Here is a 20,989-nt window from a genome sequence, read left to right as displayed (position 1 = left end):
CAAATGCGGGAGTGGGCAAGCCCCTCCCACATTTTGACCACGCACGACCCTTTTACAAGGGCAGGTGCCTGCTCAACAGTGCCCTCAACGCCGCCGGCTTCACCGGCTTGGCCAGGTAGTCCAGCCCCGCCCCATGCACCTGCGCCACCATCTCCGGGCGCCCGTCGGCACTGATCACCACGCCGGGAATAGGCTCGGCCAATTGCGCTCGCAGCCAGCCCATCAGTTCGGTGCCGGTTTCGCCGTGGTCCAGGTGATAATCCACCAGCGCCAGTTGCGGTCGCATACCGTCGGCCAGCAGCGCTGCGCACTCGGCCTGGTCGGTGGCGGTCCAGACTTCGCAGCCCCAGCGTGTCAGCAGGCTGCGCATACCGATCAGGATGCTTTCCTCATTATCCACGCACAGCACCCGCGCACCGCTCAGGGGCAGGCCGTTCTCCACGGCGGCTTTTGGCTGCGGGCTGGTCTGGTTGCGCGCCAGCGGCACGCATACGCTAAACACGCTGCCCTTGCCCGGCCACGAGCGCACGCTCAGGCGATGGCCCAACACGCGGCACAGGCCGTCGGCAATCGCCAAGCCCAGGCCCAGGCCCTTCTCGGCGCGGGTCTGGTGGCTGTCCAGGCGCTTGAATTCTTCGAAGATCACTTTTTGCTTGTCCGGCGGAATGCCCGGGCCGCGGTCCCATACTTCCAGGCACAGTTCGCCCTGACGTCGACGTACGCCCAGCAGCACGGGCCCGTCGGCATAACGGAAGGCATTGGTCAGAAAGTTCTGCAACACCCGCCGCAGCAACTTGATGTCGCTGTCCACTCGCAGGCGGCTGCCGCGCCAACGGAAGCGCAAACCTTGCTCATGGGCCAGCGCCTTGAATTCTGCGCCCAGGGTGTCAAATAGCTCATTGAGTACAAAGGGCTGGCGTTGTGGGTTGATCTTGCCGTTTTCCAGGCGCGAGATATCCAGCAAGTCGCTGATCAGGTCTTCGGCTGAGCGCAACGAGCTATCCAGATGCTGCACCAGTTGCCGCGCCTCGTCGGACAGGCCGTCGTGCTGGTGGGAGAGGGCGGCGGAGAACAGCCGCGCCGCGTTCAAGGGTTGCATCAGGTCATGACTGACTGCCGCCAGGAAGCGGGTCTTCGACTGGCTGGCAGATTCGGCCACGCCTTTGGCGTCGGTCAGCGCCACGTTGAGCTGCGACAACTCATGGGTGCGCTCGGTCACTCGTTGTTCCAGGCCTTCGTTTGCCTCGGTCAGTGCCTGTTCGGCTTCGCGGAACGCGGTGATGTCGGTGAAACTCATGACAAAACCGCCACCGGGCATCGGGTTGCCGATCAACTCGATCACCCGGCCATTGGGGAACAGGCGCTCGGAGGTGTGCGCGCGGCCCTGGCGCATCCAGTGCAAGCGTCGCGCCACATGTACTTCGGCTTCACCCGGCCCGCACAGGCCGCGCTCGGCGTTGTAGCGAATAATGTCGGCAATCGGCCGGCCAACGCTGATCAAACCGTCCGGGTAGTTGAACAGCTCCAGGTAGCGTCGGTTCCAGGCCACCAGCTTGAGCGACTGGTCCACCACGCTGATGCCCTGGGTAATGTTCTCGATAGCGCCTTGCAGCAGGGCGCGGTTGAATTGCAGCACCTCGGAGGCTTCGTCGGCGATGCGTACTACGTCCTCCAGCTGCATTTCCCGCCCTTCGATCGCGGCTTTCACCACTGCCCGCGTCGAGGAGGCGCCGAGCACGCCGGCCAACAAACGCTCGGTATGGGCAATCCAATCGTTGTCGGCATTCTGGTTGGGGTTGAAGCCTTTACCCTGGCGATAGGCAAAGCGAATGAAGCTCTGCTGGGCACGTTCTTCGCCGACGAAACGTGCAGCCAGGCTGAGCAGGTCGCTGATCTGCACCGACAACATGGAACGAGCATTGGCGCGCTGGTTGATTTCCTGGCCGATAAACCGGCCGGCCTGCCAGTGCTCGGAAACCCGCGTGCGCGACAGCATCGATACCCAGACGAAGAGGGTGAAGTTACCCGCCAGGGAGAACACTGTACCCAAGGTCAGCGACGTCACCGACAGCCCGAATGGGTGGGAGTGCATCCAGGTCAGGCCGGGGAAAAGGCTGAGCGACCAGCCAAGGCTTTTCGCCGTCACCGGTAGGACCAAGGTGTAGAACCACAGGAATGTACCGGCAGCCAGGCCGGCAAATACACCGCGTCGGTTGGCCTGCTTCCAGTAGAGCGCACCGAGCATCGCCGGGGCCAGTTGGGTCACGGCGGCAAAAGCGATCTGGCCGATGGTGGCCAGGCTGGCAGTCGAGCCGAGCAGACGGTAGCTCACATACGCCAGCAGCAGAATGATCACAATGCTCACCCGGCGTACCGAGAGCATCCAGTGGCGGAATACTTCGAACGGCCGCTCGGCGCTGGAGCGGCGCAGCAACCAGGGCAACAGCATGTCGTTGGAGACCATGGTCGACAACGCGATGCTGGCCACAATGACCATGCCGGTGGCTGCCGAAGCCCCGCCGATGAACGCCAGCACGGCGAGGGCCGGGTGGGCCTGGGCCATCGGCAGGCTGATCACGTAGGAGTCGGGCAGCACCGAACCGGGCAACAGCATTTTGCCGCCCAGGGCGATCGGTACCACGAACAACGCGGCGAGGATCAAGTACGCCGGGAATACCCACTTGGCCAGGCGCAGGTCCTGCGGGTCAATGTTCTCAACGACGGTCACATGGAATTGCCGGGGCAGGCAGATGATCGCCATCATGGCGACGCCAGTCTGCACCACCATTGATGGCCAGTTGATCGTTTCTTTCCAGTATTCCTCCAGGCGCGGTGCGAGCATGGCCTGGCTGAACAGATCGCCGAAACCGTCGTACAAGCCGTAGGTCACAAACGCACCGACCGCGAGGAATGCGAACAGCTTGACCAAAGACTCAAAGGCAATCGCCAGCACCATGCCCCGGTGGTGTTCGGTGGCATCGAGGTTGCGCGTACCAAACACGATAGTGAACAGCGCCAGCACCAGCGACACGATCAAGGCTGTGTCCTGAGCCCGGGTACCGGTGGTGTCCGGGCCGGCGCCGATCAACAGGTTTACGCCCAGCACGATGCCTTTGAGTTGCAGCGCGATATAGGGCAGCACGCCGACCAGACAGATCAGCGCGACCACCACCGCCAGGGATTGGGATTTGCCATAGCGAGCGGCGATAAAGTCGGCGATGGAGGTGATGTTTTCCTGCTTGCTGATCAGGATCATCTTCTGCAGCACCCAAGGCGCCAACACCAGTAACAGCACCGGCCCCAGGTAGATCGGTAAAAATGCCCACAACTGCTCGGCGGCTTGGCCTACCGCTCCAAAGAACGTCCAACTGGTGCAGTACACCGCCAGCGACAAGCTATAGACCCACGCACGCACCCGGGGTGGCAGCGGCGCATGGCGGCGGTCACCGTAAAAGGCGATGGCAAACATAATGGCCATATAGGCCAGGGCAACGGCGGCGATCAGCCCGCTGGACAGCGTCATGGTAACTCCGAGCATAAGAACACCCGGGCATTCCGGGCCCGGTTGGACAGTCTCGCATGATGCCTGTTGTTAGTCAGTGTCGACCAAGGTCGCGTGGGATCTAATGTCGCAGGTGCATTCAGCGCGGGGGCAGGGTTTTCTGGCGCAGGATGTAGATCGTCACCAGCACGGCGCTGGTCAGCATGAAGCCGCGAGCCCACGGCAACGGCACCAGGTAACAGGACAGCGCGATGCTCAGCCACATCAGGCCGATGGCGTAGACCTTACCCTTGAGTGGAATGCCGTTGCCATCCAGGTAATCACGAATCCATGGGCCCAGCCGTGGGTGTTCCACCAGCCAGTGATAGAACCGCGGGGAGCTTCGAGCGAAGCAGGCGGCGGCCAGCAGTAGAAAGGGCGTGGTCGGCAATACCGGCAGGAAAATGCCAATCACTCCCAGCGCTACGCTCAGCCAGCCGATGGCCAGTAGTACGTAGCGCAGGAGCAGTGAGCGGTTGCCCATGGGTGCCACGGGCAAGCGACTCAGTGGTGACGTGGCTTGAGGATCGCCGGTTTTTCGTCAGGCGCGTTGCACAGCAGGTACAGCGCGGTCAGGGCTTCCGGGATCTGCACGATCATGTCGTCCATCAGGTTGGCATCGGCGGCGATGTCGGAGAACTCTGCTTCTTCTTCGAACAGGCCCGAACCGACCATGATCGGCAGGAGCATTTCGCTGACTTCTTCTTCGGCGGTTTCGAACCAGGCGGCTTCACGCAGGAACACGCCTTCCATGAAACCGATGCACCAGCCGCGCAGGTCGGAGTCATCCGGGTCGTCGCCCAGGTCGAGGTCGCATGGCAGCTCGAACTCTTCGTCGGAGGCCAGTTGGCGCGCAATGTGGGCCTTGAGGGCGATCAGGGTGGATTCGATTTCTTCGCGCTGGGCGGCGTCGCTGTAATGAGGCTCTTCAGCGAACAGCGCGTCGATCCATTCACGGTCCGGGACGGTTTCGGAGCAGATCGACAGGGCGGTCAGGTAGCCGTGTGCGGCCACGTAGTCCAGCGCCTCGTCATGCAGCTCATCGGCGTCGAGGAAGGCTTGCAGGCGGGTTAGTTGCTCAGCGAAGGACATTGAAGGGCTACCTTGGGAATAAACGATGCTGAATTCTAGGCTTTCTTGAGCGCCCAGGCCAGCCGCACGGCATATTTGCCCGGTTTTAGAGCGGGCGTCTATTCGTCAGTCGCGCCCTTTGGCCGATGACGGTCGGGTATACTGCCGCGTTTTGTGATGCCCCTGCAGGCTTAGCGCCAATCCGGGAAAACTTCGCTTACGGATTATTTTCCGTGAAAGCGTATTTTTTCGGCCAGCCTGTACAGAGGGATTTCGGCACCATTTTGGAGTTTTACATGCTCGAGCAGGCTCAACGCGTCCTCAAGGACATCTTCGGCTACGACAGTTTTCGTGGCCGCCAGGGTGCGATCATTGAGCGTGTGGCCAGCGGCGGCGATGCCCTGGTGCTGATGCCTACCGGTGGCGGCAAGTCGCTGTGCTTCCAGGTACCTGCGCTGTTGCGCAACGGCCTGGCGGTGGTGGTGTCGCCGCTGATCGCGTTGATGGACGATCAGGTTGCCACCCTCGAAGAGCTGGGCGTCGCCGCCGCTTCCCTGAACTCCACTCTCAGCGCCGAGCAGCAGCGCGACCTGGCCGCACGAATCAAGCGCGGTGAAGTGAAGATGTTGTACCTGGCGCCGGAGCGTCTGGTGCAGCCACGCATGTTGGCCTTTTTGCAGAGCCTGGAAATCGCCCTGTTCGCCATCGACGAAGCCCACTGTGTATCGCAGTGGGGCCACGATTTCCGCCGCGAATACCTGCAGCTTGGTCAATTGGCGGAGCTGTTCCCCGACGTGCCGCGCATCGCCCTGACCGCCACCGCCGACAAGCGCACCCGTGAAGAAATCGTCGAGCGCCTGCATTTGCAGAACGCCGAGCGCTTCCTGTCCAGCTTTGACCGGCCGAATATCTTCTATCGCATCGTACCCAAGGAGCAGCCACGCAAGCAGTTGCTCGCGTTCCTGTCCGAGCGGCGCAGCGATGCGGGTATTGTCTACTGCCTGTCACGCAAGAAGGTCGATGAAGTCGCTGCGTTCCTGTGCGAGCAAGGCTACCCGGCGCTGCCTTACCACGCCGGTCTGCCCAATGAAACGCGCTCTGCGCACCAGAAACGCTTCCTCAACGAGGAAGGCCTGATCATGGTGGCGACCATCGCCTTCGGCATGGGTATCGACAAATCCAACGTGCGTTTCGTGGCGCACATGGACCTGCCCAAGTCCCTTGAGGCCTATTACCAGGAAACCGGACGTGCTGGCCGTGATGGCCTGCCGGCGGATGCCTGGATGGTCTACGGCCTGCAGGACGTGGTGATGCTCAAACAGATGCTGCAGAACTCCGAAGGTGACGAGCGCCACAAGCGTCTGGAGCAGCACAAGCTCGACGCCATGCTTTCGTTGTGCGAAGAAACCCGCTGCCGCCGTCAGACGCTGCTGGCGTATTTCGACGAAGACATGCCGCAACCCTGCGGCCACTGCGACAACTGCATCGACGGCGTGCAAACCTGGGACGCTACCGAGCCTGCGCGCCAGGCGTTGTCGACGATCTATCGCACTGGCCAGCGCTATGGCGTGGGCCATCTGGTGGATGTGTTGCTCGGCAAGGACAATGAAAAAGTGCGCAGCTTCGGCCACGAAAAACTGTCGGTCTATGGCGTCGGCAAGGCCCGTGCCGAGGGCGAATGGCGTTCGCTGTTTCGCCAGATGGTTGCCCGTGGCCTCGTCGACATTGATATCGAAGGCTATGGCGGGCTGCGCCTGAACGACAGTTGCCGGCCGTTGCTCAAGGGTGAAGTCAGCCTGGAACTGCGCCGCGACCTCAAGCCGCAGGCCAGCGCCAAAAGCAGCAGCACCAGCCAGGCCAGCCAGTTGGTGCGGGGCGAGGAGCGCGAGCAGTGGGAGGCGTTGCGTACCCTGCGGCGCAAATTGGCGCAGGAACACAGCGTGCCGCCCTACGTTATCTTCCCAGACTCCACCTTGCTGGAAATGCTCCGCGAGCAACCGACCACCATGGCCGAGATGGCTCGGGTCAGTGGCGTGGGTGCGCGCAAGCTGGAGCGTTATGGCCAGGCCTTCCTCGAAGTGCTCGGCGGCCAGGCAGAAGCGCCGAAGGAAATCGCCGATATTCGCCACGAACTGATCAGCCTGGCCCGCGCTGGCATGACCCCGATCCAGATCGCCGGCCAACTGCAATGCTCGGAAAAAAATGTGTATACCCTGCTCGCCGAAGCCATTGGCAAGCAACAGTTGTCGCTGGAGCAGGCCCTTGATTTGCCTGAGGATTTACTTGGCGAAATCCAGGATGCCTTCCTCGACGGAGAAGGCGAATTGCCACCTGTGGTGGAGATCGCTCCGTTGTTCACCGGGCGTGTTCCCGAGGGTGTTTTGTACTGCGTGCGGGCCGCTTTGCAGTCGGAATTCGAAATTTAGTGTGGCAATTACGACAATGTAACGAATCAGTACATACCGGGCCTTGCCTACTGGCATGGCTCATGCTTAGCTGACTAATAATTAGCCACACTTTATTTTCAGTCTTAAACATGAGTTTTTTATGCCGTTAACCGATCAACACCGTTTTGGCATGCAGTTGGCGCAAATGTCCCGAGGTTGGCGCGCCGAGCTGGACCGTCGTTTGGCGGGGCTAGGGTTGTCCCAGGCGCGCTGGCTGGTGTTGCTGCATCTGGCCCGTTTTGTCGAAGCACCTACCCAACGTGAACTGGCACAAAGTGTCGGCGTCGAAGGGCCGACCCTGGCGCGCCTGCTCGACAGCCTGGAAGGCCAGGGCCTGGTGCAACGCCAAGCCGTGGTGGAAGACCGCCGTGCCAAACGCATTTTGTTGTGTGATACCGCTCAACCGCTGATCGACCAGATCGAGACCATCGCCACGGCCTTGCGCCATGAGCTGTTCGTTGGGGTGAATGAAGAGGATCTGCGCGTGTGCATGCGTGTGCATGAGCACATCCTGGCGAACCTGGAAAAGTCCTGACTCCTGATTTGCCGAGAACCAAATGTGGGAGGGGGCTTGCTCCCGATTGCGGTGGGCCAGCTACAGAGTTGTTGACTGACACCCCGCCATCGGGAGCAAGCCCCCTCCCACATTAGTTCTGTGTTGTGTCAGAAGGTCTGGCCGAGATTCAAGTACACAGCCTTCTGATTATCATCATTGAACCCATAGCTGAAATTCAGCGGCCCCAGTGGCGTATCAAATCCCAGGAAAATACTCGCGGCATTGATATACCCGCTGTCGAATTCGTTGTCGTTGTTCCACGCCCGGCCCCGTTCCAGTGAGGCGCCCAGGTACAACGGGAAGTCCAGTGGCAGGTACGAGCGTGGGGTCAGCCGGCGGAAGTACACCGCGCGTATCAGGCTGACGTTCTGGCCCGAAATCGCATCCTGGCGAAAGCCCGACAATTGCCGCGCCCCACCCAGCAGGAAGCTGGAGATCACCACGTCGGAATTATCCAGCGTGCGTCCATAGCGACCGCCGAGTATCAAGGTGTCCGGGCCATGGCTCATGGCCTTGTCCAGTTTGAACTCCCACTGACGGTAGCGCTGGTCCGAACCCAGTCCGGGTTCGAATTCGCGAAAGGCCAAGCCTATGTCTTCGCCGCTGTGTGGGAAGTAGACGTTGTCGAGGGAGTCGAAGGAATATTTAAGCTCATAGAACCCTTCGCTGAAACTCACGCTCGGCAGGTCGCGCTCGCCGATACGCACGTCCGCCTTGCCCCACGCCTCACCTACGCCGAAGCGGATCTCGCCGCTGTTGCCGATCTGGCGTCCTAAGTTCAAGCCAAAGCCATAGCGTTCCAGGCGGTATTCGGAGATGGGGTCGTTGTCCAGGATCAGCTCAACGTTCTGCGCCTCGGCTCTGATATAAGGCGCGACGAAGTAGCGTGAGCCGGTGTCCATCGGTTGGTAGAACTCGCTGTACAACTCCTGTCGATCACCGATCTGCACCCGCGTCAGCCATTCCGCGCCGAGGCGGTTGATGCCGTTCACTCGATAGCTGGCGCCAAGGTTGAACGCGCTGTCCCCGCGCATGTCATCCGACAGGTTCAAGCCCAGGCGCAGGTAGTCGGTGCCGCTGCGCTTGCCCCGCGCGCTGATCACCAGGGTGTTGTCCTGGCCCTTTTTGACCACGCGGTATTGCACCTGCTCGAAGTAATCCAGACCGTACAACGTGCCCATGTCCGACTGCAGGCGGCCCAGGTTCAACGGTTCTCCCAGCCCCTGGCGGATGTAATAGCGGATCACGTCGTCGCTGACTTTGGAGTCGTTCTCCACCTTGATAGCGGTGATCACCGGGGTGCGCTCGCCCGGCGTGCGTGCAGCCACCAGTTGCGCGTCGATGGGCTCGACCGGACGCAGGTTCGCCAGGCGCACATCCAGGGCGCGGGTGGCGCGGTAACCGGCGTCGATCATGTCTTTGGCGCGGCCGAAGTCGGTCACGCCATAGGCGGCCAGAGGCGGTTGGATCAGCACATCCTTGGGGTTCAGAGCCTTGAGTTGCTCCTCGGAATTGCGCCGGGTCATCAGGGTGATGGACTGGTTGAGCACGTCCACCACGGTCGCCAATTGCTTGCGCGAGCGCAGCGGGGTGCCGATGTCGACCACGATGGCAATATCGACGCCCATCTCCCGCGCCACATCCAGCGGGATGTTGTCGGTCATACCGCCGTCCACCAGCAGGCGGCCGTCCAGTTCCACCGGGGCGAACACGGCGGGGATCGACATGCTGGCGCGTATCACCTGGGGCAGGTGGCCCTTGCTGAACACGACTTTTTCGCCGGTGGTAATGTCGGTGGCCACTGCGCGGAACGGGATCGGCAGCTTGTCGAAGTTACGCGTGTTGCTGCTGTGGGCAAACATGCTTTCCAGCAGCAGCGCCAGGTTCTGGCCCTGGATCACACCCAGTGGCAGGCCCAGGCTGCCGTCGTCGCGGAAACTGAGTTTCTGCTTGACCAGGAAATCCCGGTCGTCCTGTTTGCGCCGAAACGGTACGTCTTCGCGTGGTGGGGCGTCCGACAGGGCCTGTTGCCAGTCGATGCCCAGCGCCAGCTTCTCCAGTTCGTCGATCTTGTAGCCCGATGCGTACAGCCCGCCAATTACCGCACCCATGCTGGTGCCGGCAATCGCATCAATATGGATGCCCTGTTCCTCAAGGGCTTTGAGCACACCGATATGCGCCAGGCCACGGGCGGCACCACCGGACAACACCAGGCCGATTTTAGGGCGGGGTGCTTCCAAGGCTTCGGCAAGCAGGGGGACCAGGCACAGGAACAGGCAAGACAGCAGGCGGCGCATCATCAATCTCGAGGCTGGGCGATAAAGGCCGCTATTATAGCCACTCGATTCGCTGGGCCCGTCATGTCAGGAGCCGCTTAAATTATGTCTGCAAGCAAACCCGAGATCGTTATCACTTATTGCACCCAGTGCCAGTGGTTGCTGCGCGCCGCGTGGCTGGCCCAGGAGTTGCTCAGTACATTTGCCGATGACCTGGGGCGCGTGGCGCTGGAGCCGGCCACCGGTGGCGTCTTTCGCATCACCTGTGATGGCGGGCAGATTTGGGAACGCAAAGCCGACGGCGGCTTTCCCGAGGCCAAGGTACTAAAACAGCGGGTACGCGATCAGATCGACCCGCAGCGCGATCTGGGCCATAACGATCGTACGCAATGAAAGTCACCGCCACAGAGGGGCGGTGACCCTACCGCTACTTGGCAGCGAGCTTTTGTTTGATAAAACCGACGGCCCACGTCAATACCAACCCACCGACGCCACCGCCGACAATATTGCTGCCGACCGCGGCAACATCCAGCGCTTCGCCGCTGGTGGTGCCCGTGAGTGCGGCGACAATCTGGCCCAGCACCAAGCCGCCGACTCCGCCGAGAAAGGTATTGAGCCCTGTCCCCAGGCTCTGTTTGGTCATGCCGGCGATGTTGCCACCGACGGCACCGCTGATGATCTGGACCAGCAAGCTGATGAGCATTTCCATGATGAAACTCCTGCATCGCATTGAGGGATGACCACTCGCTTGCAGCAACTTCAGAAAGCATCATGGCTGTCGTCGAGGAGTCTTTATCCGTTGAACGACTACAGACTGTTGCGGACGTTTAAAGTATAGATCAGGCTGTGGCTGCCGGTTGTTTGGCCTGGCCGGCGCTGCCCATCAGGCCGGAAAGCACGATGGCGAGGATGATCAAGGCGCCGCCCAGCAACATGCGCAAGGTCGGGGTTTCGGCAAACAACAGCCAGGCCACGGTGATGCCGTAGACAGGTTCCATGGCAAACACCACCGAGGCGGTGCGCGCCTTGATCACGGCAAGGCTGGCGACAAACAGGCTATGGGCAAGACCAGTACAAAACACTCCCAGCAACCCGATCCACAGCCAGTCAATCCCACGTACATCCGCCAGCCCAGGTGCGGCCACCGGCAGCAGGCAGGCCGCGACCACCACGTTCTGGCACAGCGCGGCCTGTACCGCAGGAATGCGCCCGGAGCTGGCGCGATTGTTCAGCGATAGCAACGAGAACAACAGCCCCGAGGCGATCCCCCACAGTAGGCCGCCCGTGGCCTCGCTGGCGAGGTTGAAATCCGGGGTCACCAGCACCAGGCCAACGGTGACCAGGGCCACTAGCAGCACTTCATTGGCGCGAATGCGCTCGCGGAAGATCAACCCTTCAAGGATCACGGTAAAGGCCGGAAAGGCGGTAAACCCCAGGGTCGCCACGGCCACGCCGGCGACTTTGACGGCAATAAAGAACGTCACCCAATGCGCGGCCAGCAACACACCGCTGACCAGCAGGCGGCGCCAGTCGCGCATCTCCAATGTCTTCCAGGGCGCGTTGCTGGCAAAGCGGGCAAATACCGCCAGGGCGAGCACAGCAAACGCGGCGCGACCAAACACGATGATGGCAGGGGAGGCCGCCGCCAGCTTGCCGAATACGCCGGTGAGGCCAAACATCAATGCGCCGATATGCAGGGCGCCAAGGGCTGAACGGGGAGTCATTGCGATCCTTGAAGCAACGGGGGTAACAGCCTCGCAGTCTAGAGACTTGGTTCGCGGGCGTCTGTCGCCGGCCTCGCGATTTTTAGCGTGGGGCTCTTGTCAGTCGGCCTGACGCAGGGCGCTGGGCGTGGCGCCAAACTCGCGCAACATGGCGGCACTGAATGCGCTTTGCGAGGCGTAGCCGACGCGCTCGGCAACCTCACCAATGGCAAGCGGTGTGCCGCGCAAAAGCCCCAGCGCCATGTGCAAGCGACGACTGCGAAGATAATCCATCGGCGTTTGCCCGCATTCGGCCATGAAGCGTGCATGCAGGCGCGCCACGGAAAGCCCGGCGATGCGCGCCAGGTCGGCCACCTGCAAAGGGCGCGCAGCATGGCGCTGGATATGGGCATTGAACGCTGCATAAGGCAGGCGCCGGCCTGGCTGCGGTTTAGCCTGGAGATGATTGAGGCTGGCCAGTAACAGCACCGCACCTTGCTGGACGATCAGCGGATCGTCCACCGGGCTGTGCGCCAGCCACTGCACCAGTTGGCTTTGCCGCGGATCCAGCGTCAGTCGCGCCGGTTGCCCCAGCAAGCGGCGACTGGCATCGGCATGCTCGCCCAAAGATTGCACCACCCAATGTTCGGTCGGCACATCCAGCACCAGGCAGCGGCTGCCATCGCGGCTGCCACAGGCATGGTGGGTGGAGAAGGGCAGCACCATCACACTGCTCTCGCGCACTTGGCTGCCACGGCCATCGACTTCCAGCTCCAGGTGCCCGGACAGGCCGAACACCAACTGCGCATGATCATGGCTATGGGCGATGGGGGCTTCGAGGTAGTGGCGTAGCGTGAGGCTCGGGCTCATCGCGGTCTCCAGTGGCAGCAGGCCGCCAGTCTACAACGCTTCATACGCAATGAGCGCTGTCATCAGACTGACGCACAGCTGTCATGGGCTATTAATCGCCAAGGCGCAAGCTCGCGAAAACAGCGTCGAGGGATGCCCATGACCCATGCCGAGTTCACCAAGCCCAGCCGCAAGCAACGGGTGCGAACCCTGTGGATTTCCGACGTGCATCTAGGCACCCGGGATTGCCAGGCCGAGCACTTGTCGCAGTTTCTCAAGGGCTACCACGCCGACAAGGTCTACCTGGTGGGCGATATTATCGATGGTTGGAAAATGCGCGGCGGCATGTATTGGCCCCAGGCCCACACCAACGTGATCCGTCGCTTGCTGACCATGGCCAAGCGCGGTACCGAGGTGATCTACGTCACTGGCAACCATGATGAATTTTTACGACGCTATTCCAAGCTGATCCTGGGCAATATCCAGTTGGTCGATGAGGCGGTGCATGTGACTGCCGATGGTCGGCATCTATTGGTGATCCATGGCGACCAGTTCGATGTGATCACCCGCTATCACCGTTGGCTGGCGTTCCTCGGCGACTCGGCTTACGAATTCACCCTCACGCTTAACCGCTGGCTCAACCATTGGCGCGCGCGCTACGGTTATGGCTACTGGTCGCTGTCGGCGTACCTGAAGCACAAGGTGAAAACCGCCGTGAGCTTTATCAGCGATTTCGAAGAAGCGATTGCCCACGAAGTCACCAGGCGCGAACTGCATGGGGTGGTGTGCGGGCATATCCACCATGCCGAGATTCGCAAGGTGGGGGAGGTGGATTACCTCAATTGCGGAGATTGGGTGGAATCGTGCACCGCGCTGATCGAGCACTGGGATGGGCATATCGAGTTGTATCGGTTGGCGGATGTGCAGGCCAGGGAGGCGCAGCTCAAGGCTGAAATGGTCACTGGCTAAAAACCTTGCCTCGGTAAAAATGTGGGAGGGGGCATGCTCCCTCCCACATTTAGTCCCGGGGTTTTCAGTTGGAAACGTCGGCGATAGCTTCGGCCAGCAGCGTCAAACGTGTCGCATCCACCCCGGCCACGTTGGCCCGGCCTGAACTGACCATATACACGCTGTGCTTCTCGCGCAGTAGCTTGACCTGCTCGGCACTCAAACCGGTATAGGAAAACATCCCGCGCTGCGCGCCGATATGGGCAAACTTCTCGGCCAAGCCATGGGGCTTCAAGGCTTCCACCAACCCGGAACGCAAGTGCGCGATCCGCGAGCGCATGGCCTCGACTTCCTCGCTCCACAGTTTTTTCAGCTCGGTATCACCGAGGATGGTCGCCACCACGGCAGCGCCATGATCCGGCGGCGTCGACCACAGGTTGCGGGCGATGTTCGCCAGTTGGCTGCGCACATCGGTGAGCTTTTCGGCATCCGCAGCACACAGGATCAGTGCGCCGACCCGGTCGCGATACAGACCGAAGTTCTTCGAGCAGGAACTGGTGACCAGCACTTCCGGCAACTCGGCTGCAAACAGGCGCACCGCCCACGCGTCCTGCTCCAGGCCATCACCAAAGCCCTGGTAAGCAAAGTCGATCAGCGGCAGCAACTGGCGTTCCCGCACGATCTGCAACACCTGGCGCCAGTCATCCTGGGTCAGGTCGAAGCCGGTCGGGTTATGGCAGCAGGCATGCAGCAGCACCACGTCACCCTTGGGTATCGTGGACAGGGTCGCAAGCATCGCCGCCACATCCAGGCGATTGTCGCTGCCTACGTAAGGGTAGTGACTGACCTTAAGCCCGGCCTTGGCAAAAATGGTCTCGTGGATCGGCCAGGTCGGGTTGCTCAACCACACGCCACGGCCAGGCAGGCTCTGGGCGATAAAGTCAGCGCTCAGGCGCAGGGCGCCGGTACCGCCTGGGGTCTGGGTGGCGCCGGCGCGGCGTTCGCGCAACAAGGCCGAATCGGCACCGAGCACCAGCTCACTGATCAGGGTGCCGAAAGCCGCGTCACCATGACCACCGATGTAGGTCTTGGTCACCTGGGTATCAACCAGGCGCTGTTCCGCCAGCTTCACCGAGTGGGGAATCGGGGTCAGGCCCTGGTCGTCCTTATACACGCCCACGCCCAGGTCGAACTTGTTCGGGTTGGCATCCTGGGCATACAGGTCCATCAGCCCGAGGATCGGGTCACCGGGCACGCGGCCAATCGCATCGAAGTGCATTACTTGCGGCCCTCGGCAGTCTTGGCCACTTCGTCGGTGCGCGCAGCCATGATGAAGTCGTTGCGGTGCAGGCCCTTGATGGAGTGGCTCCACCAGGTCACGGTGACTTTGCCCCATTCAGTGAGCAGGCCAGGGTGATGGCCTTCGGCTTCGGAGATTTCACCCATGGCGTTGGTGAAGGCCAGGGCGAACTTGAAGTTCTTGAACAGGAAGACCTTTTCCAGCTGCATGACGCCGTCGCGCACTTCGATGTTCCAGTCAGGGATCTGCTTGAGCAGCACCGGCAGTTCTTCATCGCTGACTTGCGGGGCATCGGCGCGGCAGGCTTCGCAGTGGGCTTGGTTCAAGGTGGTCATGGGAGGTGTCCTGAATTCGAATGTTTGAAGGTCAGTGGCGTTACCCTAAAGCAACGCGCGGCCAGGGAACAGACTCACCTGGCCTAAAAAGGCACAGCTCAAGCAGCCTTGGGCTTTGGCGGGAATTTCGGTGCGTGCAAGCCCAATTCCATACCGCGCTCGACCATGCCCATGATGTCTTCCTGCGCCACGTCGAACAGGCGCTTGAGTTCGGGCAATACGAAGTACAGCGGTTGCAGGATGTCGATACGATAAGGGGTGCGCATCGCTTCCAGCGGATCGAAGGCTTGGTGCTCGGGCTCATCCGACAGGCAATACACGCTTTCTTTAGGCGAAGACAGAATGCCGCCACCGTAGATGCGCCGCCCTTGGGGTGTGTCCACGAGGCCGAACTCGATGGTCATCCAGTACAGGCGCGCCAGGTACACCCGTTGCTCCTTGGTGGCCGCCAGGCCGAGCTTGCCGTAGGTGTGGGTGAATTCGGCGAACCAGGGGTTGGTCAGCAGCGGGCAGTGGCCAAAGATCTCGTGGAAAATATCCGGTTCTTGCAGGTAGTCCAGCTCTTCACGGGTACGAATAAAGGTCGCCACCGGAAATTGCTTGCTGGCGAGCAATTCAAAAAAGGTCTGGAAGGGAATCAGTGCGGGTACCCGCGCGACTTGCCAGCCGGTGGTTTCGGCCAGCACCTTGTTGATTTCGCCCAACTGGGGGATGCGGTCCAACGGCAGGCCGAGCTTGTCGATGCCGTCCAGGTATTCCTGGCAGGCACGGCCTTCGATCACTTTGAGTTGGCGAGTGATCAGCGTGTTCCATACCGCGTGTTCTTCTGGCGGGTAATGGATAAAACCTTGCGCATCGGGCTCGCGGGCCACGTAGTGCGTCTGCTTCATACGGCTCTCCTGCTAGGCATTCGTTCTTGTTATGTCCTGCGATGTACCTATTGATAACCCGAACAGGGCTGGATTCCGTCGCTGTCTCGCCTGGGTACGTAGGAAAAATTACTGGTTTTTGTAAAGTATTCGTTACGGGTGTAAGCCTTATCCGTGTCTTGGGCTGTGAAAAGGTGACGCGCTGTCACATAATCTTGACGACTATCTGCGCCCAGCGGCAAAAAGACGCGGCGCCTCTCTACTTTTCGAGCCTTTCCATGCGTATCAAAGTGCATTGCCAGAACCGCATCGGCATCCTGCGGGACATCCTCAACCTGTTGGTGGAGTACGGCGTCAACGTCGCCAAGGGTGAGGTCGGCGGTGAGCATGGCAATGCCATCTACCTGTTTTGCCCGAACCTGGTGAACATGCAATTCCAGGCATTGCGCCCGCAGTTCGAGGCGATTGCCGGCGTATTCGGCGTCAAAAGGGTAGGGCTGATGCCGAGCGAGCGGCGGCATATGGAACTCAATGCGCTGCTTGGCGCCCTGGAATTTCCGGTGCTGTCCATCGACATGGGCGGTTCCATCGTCGCTGCCAATCGCGCAGCGGCACAGTTACTCGGCGTGCGGGTGGATGAGGTGCCGGGTATCCCACTGTCGCGCTATGCCGAGGACTTCGATTTGCCGGAACTGGTGCGTGCCAGCAAATCGCGGATCAACGGCTTGCGGGTCAAGGTCAAAGGTGACGTGTTTTTGGCGGATATCGCCCCACTGCAATCCAGTGAGCATGACGACAGTGAGGCCATGGCCGGTGCCGTGCTGACCTTGCATCGCGCTGACCGTGTGGGTGAGCGCATCTACAACGTGCGCAAGCAAGAGCTGCGCGGCTTTGACAGCATCTTTCAAAGCTCCAAAGTGATGGCTGCGGTGGTCCGCGAAGCACGGCGCATGGCACCGCTGGATGCGCCGCTATTAATAGAAGGCGAAACCGGCACCGGTAAAGAACTGCTGGCCCGTGCGTGTCACCTGGCCAGCCCGCGAGGGCAGTCGCCTTTGATGGCCCTCAATTGTGCGGGCTTGCCCGAGTCGATGGCCGAAACTGAACTATTCGGCTACGGCCCCGGTGCCTTTGAAGGGGCGCGAGCGGAGGGCAAGCTCGGGCTGCTGGAGTTGACGGCGGGCGGTACCTTGTTTCTTGATGGCGTTGGCGAAATGAGCGCGAGATTGCAGGTGAAATTGCTGCGTTTCTTGCAGGATGGGTGTTTTCGTCGGGTCGGCAGTGATGAAGAGGTGTATCTGGATGTGCGGGTGATCTGTGCGACCCAGGTGGACTTGTCGGAACTCTGCGCCCGGGGTGAGTTTCGCCAGGATCTCTATCACCGACTGAACGTGCTGTCGCTGCACATTCCACCCTTGCGCGAATGCCTGGACGGCCTGGCGCCCTTGGTCGAGCATTTTCTTGACCAAGCCAGTCGGCAGATCGGTTGCCCGCTGCCCAAGTTGGCGCCCGCTGCCATGGAGCGTCTTAGCCACTACCACTGGCCAGGCAATGTGCGGCAGTTGGAAAACGTGTTATTTCAGGCTGTATCCTTGTGTGAGGGCGGCACGGTCAAGGTCGAGCATATTCGTCTGCCGGATTACGGCGTGCGTCAACCGCTTGGGGATTTTTCGTTGGAAGGCGGTTTGGAGGATATCGTGGGGCGGTTCGAAAAGGCCGTGTTGGAAAGCCTGTACGCCGAGCACCCAAGCAGCCGGCAGCTGGGTAAGCGTTTGGGTGTATCGCACACCACCATTGCGAATAAGTTGCGCGACTATAAGGTGATCAAGTAAGGGTATCGCGATGCTGGACACTGCGTCTTGTGAACGCAGTGTCCGATCTGACAACGGTCCAGTGTGTCAGCCGTAGACACTGTTGTACTGGCCTATTTCTTCAATCTTGCCTGTACTTTTGTCCATCCAGGCCAGCGTTGTGTTTTCGTTGTCAATTTTAAAGAACTCAATCAGGCTGTAGTTCTTGTCATGTTCCAAGTTGCTCAAACTTTTTTGAATCTCGGGAGAGAGTTTTCCGTACTTGCCGTCTTTCAGGTCCTTGGCGGTTACGCCGTAATCCTTGAATTGTTGGGCTTCGGAATTCGAATTCAACAGCTTTAATAAATCCGTACAGCTCGTTGGCGTCATATAGCCGTTTTCTGGCTGTTCAATAAATACAGGCCTGCCACCGTCGACGGGTGCCCAGAGGTAGGTCAATGCGTGTCCGTTAAACTGAGACACCATACGGTAGTCCCTATGTTCATCCAGTTTCCCCAGTTCCTTGGTAATACTGGGGGAGAGTGGTCCATATTTGCCGCCAAGCAGATCCTTGGTGGTGATATCCATGTCCATACGGATCATGGCCTGTGGCAGTGTGTCGATAAGTTTATCCAGCGCCTTTACGGCCGGGTTCCAATGTTGATTTATTGGTGCGAACTCGTCTGCGAGCCTTGGAGAGACGAGATAAATTGGCCGCTGATCAACATACCTTTCAGTAGGGTAGTTCCAGTCACGGCGCATGTCTGGTACGCGCCGCTCGGGAAGGTAGTCCCAGTCGCGGCGCATTTGCGGAAAATCCCGGGCAGGGCGATAGTCCCAGTCTGGTTGCATGTCCGAGATGCGTCGGTCGGGGTAATAGTCCCTGGCACGGTGCACCTCTGGAAAGTATCGGTCAGGACGATAGTCTGAAACTTCGGCCCTGTGCTCGTGGGTGCACGCGTGATAATGGGGCGCGGCCGATGGGTAGTTAGGTCGATATATATCATGGTCCGGCCTGCCACCCGCTCTTGTAGGGAAGTAGGGAACACTGAAGGGCAGGGTGGGTACTTGTGGGGTAGTGAACATGATACTGGTCCTGTAGTTAGTGATAGGTGTGTCGCAAGAATGCAAGTTTAAATACTCAGGGTGGTGATGTTGCGATGGACAGAATTTACGCAGGCAGTAGGGTGTGTTCAAGTTGTCGTTGTTTAGTAATTGTAAGCGTGTGTCGAGACGGTTTAATTTGGTGTAAGTGTCGTGAGATGTCCGAGAAAGCAAGCGTAAACACATGTATTAACTAAATGCTCAAGTACCTGATAACGATGGGTTTCACTCGCTGTACGTGAATTTGAAATGATAAGTCTGGTAGTCACCGCGTGTGTATTAATAACCCCTTGCAACATTTCCCTCGATAAGAGCGGCCCAGGAAGCTGAAATGGCGACGCACCGGCGTAATTCAGGCATGGGGAGGGCTTCGGGCGTCATGTCTTGCCGCAAGCGGCATAAGTCCGCCGTTTTTTCGACTCTTGGGCAGTGGGTCTGCCCGACGCTCCAGCGCTCAACCCCCGGATTCAGGGGGCTCCTTCGTTTTTTTTAAAGTTGGTTCGCAAATTGCTTAAGCCTCCTCAGTACAGCGGTGGGCGGCAAGCGTCCGTCAGAAAGAGGAAAGAGCGTGGACAAATACCTTTATGTGGCAATGACCGGCGCCAGCCAGAACGCACTGGCGCAGAAGGCCCATGCCAACAATCTGGCGAACATTTCCACCAATGGTTTCCAGCGCGACCTGGAGCAGGCGCGTTCGATGCCGGTGTTCGGCGACAGCTTTCCGGCGCGGGCATTTGCCATGACCGAGCGGCCGGCCACTGACTTCTCCCCGGGCGCGATGATCGAGACCGGTCGTGACCTGGATGTGGCCGTCAGCGGCGACGGCTGGATGGCCGTGCAAACCCCCGATGGCGGCGAAGCCTACGTGCGCAGCGCGAGCATGAACGTGGATGCGCTCGGTGTGCTGCGTGCCGGCAACGGGATGCCGATCATGGGTAACGGTGGCCCGATTGCCGTGCCGCCCCAGCAGAAAATCGAAGTCGGTGCCGACGGCACCATCAGCATCCGCGCCATGGGCGAAGGCCCGCGGGTGATGGCGGAAGTGGACCGGATCAAGATGGTCCAGCCCGACCTCAAGAACATGACCAAGGGCCTGGACGGCACCATCCACACCAAGGATGGCCAGCCAGCCCAGGCCGATGCGAACGTCAAGCTGACTTCGGGCTTCCTGCAGGCGAGCAACGTCAACGCCGTGGAAGAAATGACCGCGGTGCTGGCGCTTTCCAAGCAGTTCGAGCTGCACATCAAGATGATGAACAGCGCTAAAGAAGACGACCAGGCCATGACGCGCGTCATGCAGATGAGCTGATTCAAGCCCATTAACTAATTTGCAACGTAGCGCCCACTACCCGGCGCACGAAGGAGAACAGCATGCTTCCGGCTCTATGGGTTGCCAAGACAGGCCTGTCCGCCCAGGACACCAACCTGACGACCATTTCCAACAACCTGGCGAACGTGTCGACCACGGGCTTCAAACGTGACCGCGCCGAGTTCCAGGACCTGCTCTATCAGATCAAGAAGCAGCCAGGTGCCCAATCGACCCAGGACAGCGAATTGCCCTCGGGCCTGCAATTGGGTACCGGTGTGCAGATCGTCGGCACCCAGAAAAACTTCAGCGCCGGTAACCTGCAGCAAACCGGCCAGCCGCTGGACATGGCCATCAATGGCCGTGGCTTCTTCCAGATCCTGCAACCGGATGGGACTACCTCCTACACCCGCGACGGTACTTTCCACCTGGACTCCAACGGCCAGATCGTCACCGCCAACGGTTTCGCTCTGGAACCGGCCGTGGTGGTTCCGGCGGATGCCAAGACCTTTACCGTGGGCAACGACGGCACCGTGTCCATCACTGTGGCCGGCAACCCGGCGTCGCAAGTGATCGGCAACCTGCAAACCGCCGACTTCATAAACCCGGCCGGCTTGCAAGCGATGGGCAATAACCTGTTCCTGGAAACCGCCTCCAGCGGCGCGCCTCAAATCGGCACCCCGGGCCTGAACGGGTTTGGCACCACGCTGCAAAGCACCCTGGAAACCTCCAACGTCAGCACCGTTGAGGAGATGGTCAACATGATCACCACCCAGCGCGCCTACGAGATGAACTCCAAGGTGATTTCCACCGCCGACCAGATGCTCTCGTTCGTCACGCAGAATCTGTAATCACGTCTATGGGGCGCCCTTGACGGCGCCTGCAACACCATGA

Annotated in this window: 18 protein-coding genes; 7 read left to right on the top strand and 11 right to left on the bottom strand. The window is 60.2% G+C overall.

Translation table 11 applies throughout. The annotated features are described in order from the left end of the window. Positions 1-52: 52 nt before the first annotated feature. From IH404_RS20280 to IH404_RS20270, 3 genes are all read right to left on the bottom strand, one after another. Positions 53-3,523, bottom strand: a complete 3,471-nt coding sequence (locus tag IH404_RS20280; RefSeq protein ID WP_005790132.1) for a PAS domain-containing hybrid sensor histidine kinase/response regulator — start codon at positions 3,521-3,523, stop codon at positions 53-55. A gap of 118 nt (positions 3,524-3,641) precedes the next feature. Next, positions 3,642-4,025, bottom strand: a complete 384-nt coding sequence (locus IH404_RS20275; RefSeq protein WP_032803663.1) for a YbaN family protein — start codon at positions 4,023-4,025, stop codon at positions 3,642-3,644. Positions 4,026-4,045: 20 nt separating this feature from the next. Further along, positions 4,046-4,633 carry a YecA family protein gene (locus IH404_RS20270; RefSeq protein WP_005790129.1) on the bottom strand — a complete coding sequence of 196 codons (588 nt, stop codon included), beginning with the start codon at positions 4,631-4,633 and terminating at the stop codon, positions 4,046-4,048. Positions 4,634-4,908: 275 nt separating this feature from the next. On the opposite strand from IH404_RS20270, the gene recQ reads away from it, so the two are divergent. Next, positions 4,909-7,038, top strand: a complete 2,130-nt coding sequence (recQ, locus tag IH404_RS20265; protein WP_005790127.1) for a DNA helicase RecQ — start codon at positions 4,909-4,911, stop codon at positions 7,036-7,038. Between the two features lie 121 nt (positions 7,039-7,159). Beyond that, positions 7,160-7,594 carry a MarR family transcriptional regulator gene (locus tag IH404_RS20260; RefSeq protein WP_003193007.1) on the top strand — a complete coding sequence of 145 codons (435 nt, stop codon included), beginning with the start codon at positions 7,160-7,162 and terminating at the stop codon, positions 7,592-7,594. 128 nt (positions 7,595-7,722) lie between these two features. Here IH404_RS20260 and IH404_RS20255 read toward each other — a convergent pair whose 3' ends face one another. Then, positions 7,723-9,912: a patatin-like phospholipase family protein gene (locus IH404_RS20255; protein WP_194438873.1), complete on the bottom strand. Its 2,190-nt coding sequence runs from the start codon at positions 9,910-9,912 to the stop codon at positions 7,723-7,725. A gap of 84 nt (positions 9,913-9,996) precedes the next feature. On the opposite strand from IH404_RS20255, the gene IH404_RS20250 reads away from it, so the two are divergent. Next, positions 9,997-10,284, top strand: coding sequence for a SelT/SelW/SelH family protein (locus IH404_RS20250; RefSeq protein ID WP_005790123.1), 288 nt, complete (start codon positions 9,997-9,999; stop codon positions 10,282-10,284). A gap of 34 nt (positions 10,285-10,318) precedes the next feature. Here IH404_RS20250 and IH404_RS20245 read toward each other — a convergent pair whose 3' ends face one another. The 3 genes from IH404_RS20245 to IH404_RS20235 all read right to left on the bottom strand — a co-directional run bounded on the left by IH404_RS20245 (position 10,319) and on the right by IH404_RS20235 (position 12,464). Further along, positions 10,319-10,600 (bottom strand): hypothetical protein, encoded by a 282-nt coding sequence (locus tag IH404_RS20245; protein WP_005790122.1) that lies wholly within the window; start codon positions 10,598-10,600, stop codon positions 10,319-10,321. A gap of 130 nt (positions 10,601-10,730) precedes the next feature. Next, positions 10,731-11,615 carry a DMT family transporter gene (locus IH404_RS20240; RefSeq protein WP_005790120.1) on the bottom strand — a complete coding sequence of 295 codons (885 nt, stop codon included), beginning with the start codon at positions 11,613-11,615 and terminating at the stop codon, positions 10,731-10,733. Between the two features lie 99 nt (positions 11,616-11,714). After that, on the bottom strand, positions 11,715-12,464 hold the full coding sequence (locus IH404_RS20235; RefSeq protein WP_005790118.1) for an AraC family transcriptional regulator: 750 nt from the start codon (positions 12,462-12,464) through the stop codon (positions 11,715-11,717). Positions 12,465-12,602: 138 nt separating this feature from the next. Here IH404_RS20235 and IH404_RS20230 point away from each other — a divergent pair, with 138 nt between their 5' ends. Next, the gene (locus IH404_RS20230; protein WP_005790116.1) at positions 12,603-13,412 is read left to right on the top strand and encodes a UDP-2,3-diacylglucosamine diphosphatase; all 810 of its coding nucleotides are present in this window, start codon (positions 12,603-12,605) and stop codon (positions 13,410-13,412) included. A 64-nt stretch (positions 13,413-13,476) separates the two neighbouring features. Here IH404_RS20230 and IH404_RS20225 read toward each other — a convergent pair whose 3' ends face one another. From IH404_RS20225 to phhA, 3 genes are all read right to left on the bottom strand, one after another. Continuing rightward, complete coding sequence (locus IH404_RS20225) at positions 13,477-14,670, bottom strand: amino acid aminotransferase (RefSeq protein ID WP_194438872.1); 1,194 nt, start codon at positions 14,668-14,670, stop codon at positions 13,477-13,479. Beyond that, the gene (locus IH404_RS20220) at positions 14,670-15,026 is read right to left on the bottom strand and encodes a 4a-hydroxytetrahydrobiopterin dehydratase (protein ID WP_005790113.1); all 357 of its coding nucleotides are present in this window, start codon (positions 15,024-15,026) and stop codon (positions 14,670-14,672) included. The genes IH404_RS20225 and IH404_RS20220 overlap by 1 nt, the downstream gene beginning before the upstream one ends. 98 nt (positions 15,027-15,124) lie before the next feature. Further along, positions 15,125-15,916: a phenylalanine 4-monooxygenase gene (phhA, locus tag IH404_RS20215; protein WP_043049667.1), complete on the bottom strand. Its 792-nt coding sequence runs from the start codon at positions 15,914-15,916 to the stop codon at positions 15,125-15,127. Positions 15,917-16,173: 257 nt separating this feature from the next. Here phhA and IH404_RS20210 point away from each other — a divergent pair, with 257 nt between their 5' ends. Beyond that, positions 16,174-17,727, top strand: a complete 1,554-nt coding sequence (locus IH404_RS20210; protein ID WP_005790109.1) for a sigma-54-dependent phenylalanine hydroxylase transcriptional regulator PhhR — start codon at positions 16,174-16,176, stop codon at positions 17,725-17,727. A 66-nt stretch (positions 17,728-17,793) separates the two neighbouring features. On the opposite strand, the gene IH404_RS20205 is transcribed toward IH404_RS20210, so the two are convergent. Further along, positions 17,794-18,771, bottom strand: coding sequence for a hypothetical protein (locus IH404_RS20205; RefSeq protein ID WP_157264173.1), 978 nt, complete (start codon positions 18,769-18,771; stop codon positions 17,794-17,796). 586 nt (positions 18,772-19,357) lie between these two features. On the opposite strand from IH404_RS20205, the gene IH404_RS20200 reads away from it, so the two are divergent. Both IH404_RS20200 and flgG read left to right on the top strand, forming a co-directional pair. After that, on the top strand, positions 19,358-20,098 hold the full coding sequence (locus tag IH404_RS20200; protein WP_032880052.1) for a flagellar basal body rod protein FlgF: 741 nt from the start codon (positions 19,358-19,360) through the stop codon (positions 20,096-20,098). Between the two features lie 62 nt (positions 20,099-20,160). Beyond that, on the top strand, positions 20,161-20,946 hold the full coding sequence (gene flgG / locus IH404_RS20195) for a flagellar basal-body rod protein FlgG (protein WP_005790105.1): 786 nt from the start codon (positions 20,161-20,163) through the stop codon (positions 20,944-20,946). Positions 20,947-20,989 lie beyond the last annotated feature (43 nt).

The organism is Pseudomonas sp. OST1909 (genome assembly GCF_015277575.1).
Lineage (GTDB): Bacteria > Pseudomonadota > Gammaproteobacteria > Pseudomonadales > Pseudomonadaceae > Aquipseudomonas > Aquipseudomonas synxantha_A.
This window is presented reverse-complemented; position numbering and strand designations above follow the sequence as displayed.

Bases quoted from the DNA above. Each gene is read 5' to 3' on its own strand.
- IH404_RS20280 (WP_005790132.1), bottom strand. From the start codon at position 3,523: ATGACGCTGTCCAGCGGGCTGATCGCCGCCGTTGCCCTGGCCTATATG.
- IH404_RS20275 (WP_032803663.1), bottom strand. From the start codon at position 4,025: ATGGGCAACCGCTCACTGCTCCTGCGCTACGTACTACTGGCCATCGGC.
- IH404_RS20270 (WP_005790129.1), bottom strand. From the start codon at position 4,633: ATGTCCTTCGCTGAGCAACTAACCCGCCTGCAAGCCTTCCTCGACGCC.
- recQ (WP_005790127.1), top strand. From the start codon at position 4,909: ATGCTCGAGCAGGCTCAACGCGTCCTCAAGGACATCTTCGGCTACGAC.
- IH404_RS20260 (WP_003193007.1), top strand. From the start codon at position 7,160: ATGCCGTTAACCGATCAACACCGTTTTGGCATGCAGTTGGCGCAAATG.
- IH404_RS20255 (WP_194438873.1), bottom strand. From the start codon at position 9,912: ATGCGCCGCCTGCTGTCTTGCCTGTTCCTGTGCCTGGTCCCCCTGCTT.
- IH404_RS20250 (WP_005790123.1), top strand. From the start codon at position 9,997: ATGTCTGCAAGCAAACCCGAGATCGTTATCACTTATTGCACCCAGTGC.
- IH404_RS20245 (WP_005790122.1), bottom strand. From the start codon at position 10,600: ATGGAAATGCTCATCAGCTTGCTGGTCCAGATCATCAGCGGTGCCGTC.
- IH404_RS20240 (WP_005790120.1), bottom strand. From the start codon at position 11,615: ATGACTCCCCGTTCAGCCCTTGGCGCCCTGCATATCGGCGCATTGATG.
- IH404_RS20235 (WP_005790118.1), bottom strand. From the start codon at position 12,464: ATGAGCCCGAGCCTCACGCTACGCCACTACCTCGAAGCCCCCATCGCC.
- IH404_RS20230 (WP_005790116.1), top strand. From the start codon at position 12,603: ATGACCCATGCCGAGTTCACCAAGCCCAGCCGCAAGCAACGGGTGCGA.
- IH404_RS20225 (WP_194438872.1), bottom strand. From the start codon at position 14,670: ATGCACTTCGATGCGATTGGCCGCGTGCCCGGTGACCCGATCCTCGGG.
- IH404_RS20220 (WP_005790113.1), bottom strand. From the start codon at position 15,026: ATGACCACCTTGAACCAAGCCCACTGCGAAGCCTGCCGCGCCGATGCC.
- phhA (WP_043049667.1), bottom strand. From the start codon at position 15,916: ATGAAGCAGACGCACTACGTGGCCCGCGAGCCCGATGCGCAAGGTTTT.
- IH404_RS20210 (WP_005790109.1), top strand. From the start codon at position 16,174: ATGCGTATCAAAGTGCATTGCCAGAACCGCATCGGCATCCTGCGGGAC.
- IH404_RS20205 (WP_157264173.1), bottom strand. From the start codon at position 18,771: ATGTTCACTACCCCACAAGTACCCACCCTGCCCTTCAGTGTTCCCTAC.
- flgG (WP_005790105.1), top strand. From the start codon at position 20,161: ATGCTTCCGGCTCTATGGGTTGCCAAGACAGGCCTGTCCGCCCAGGAC.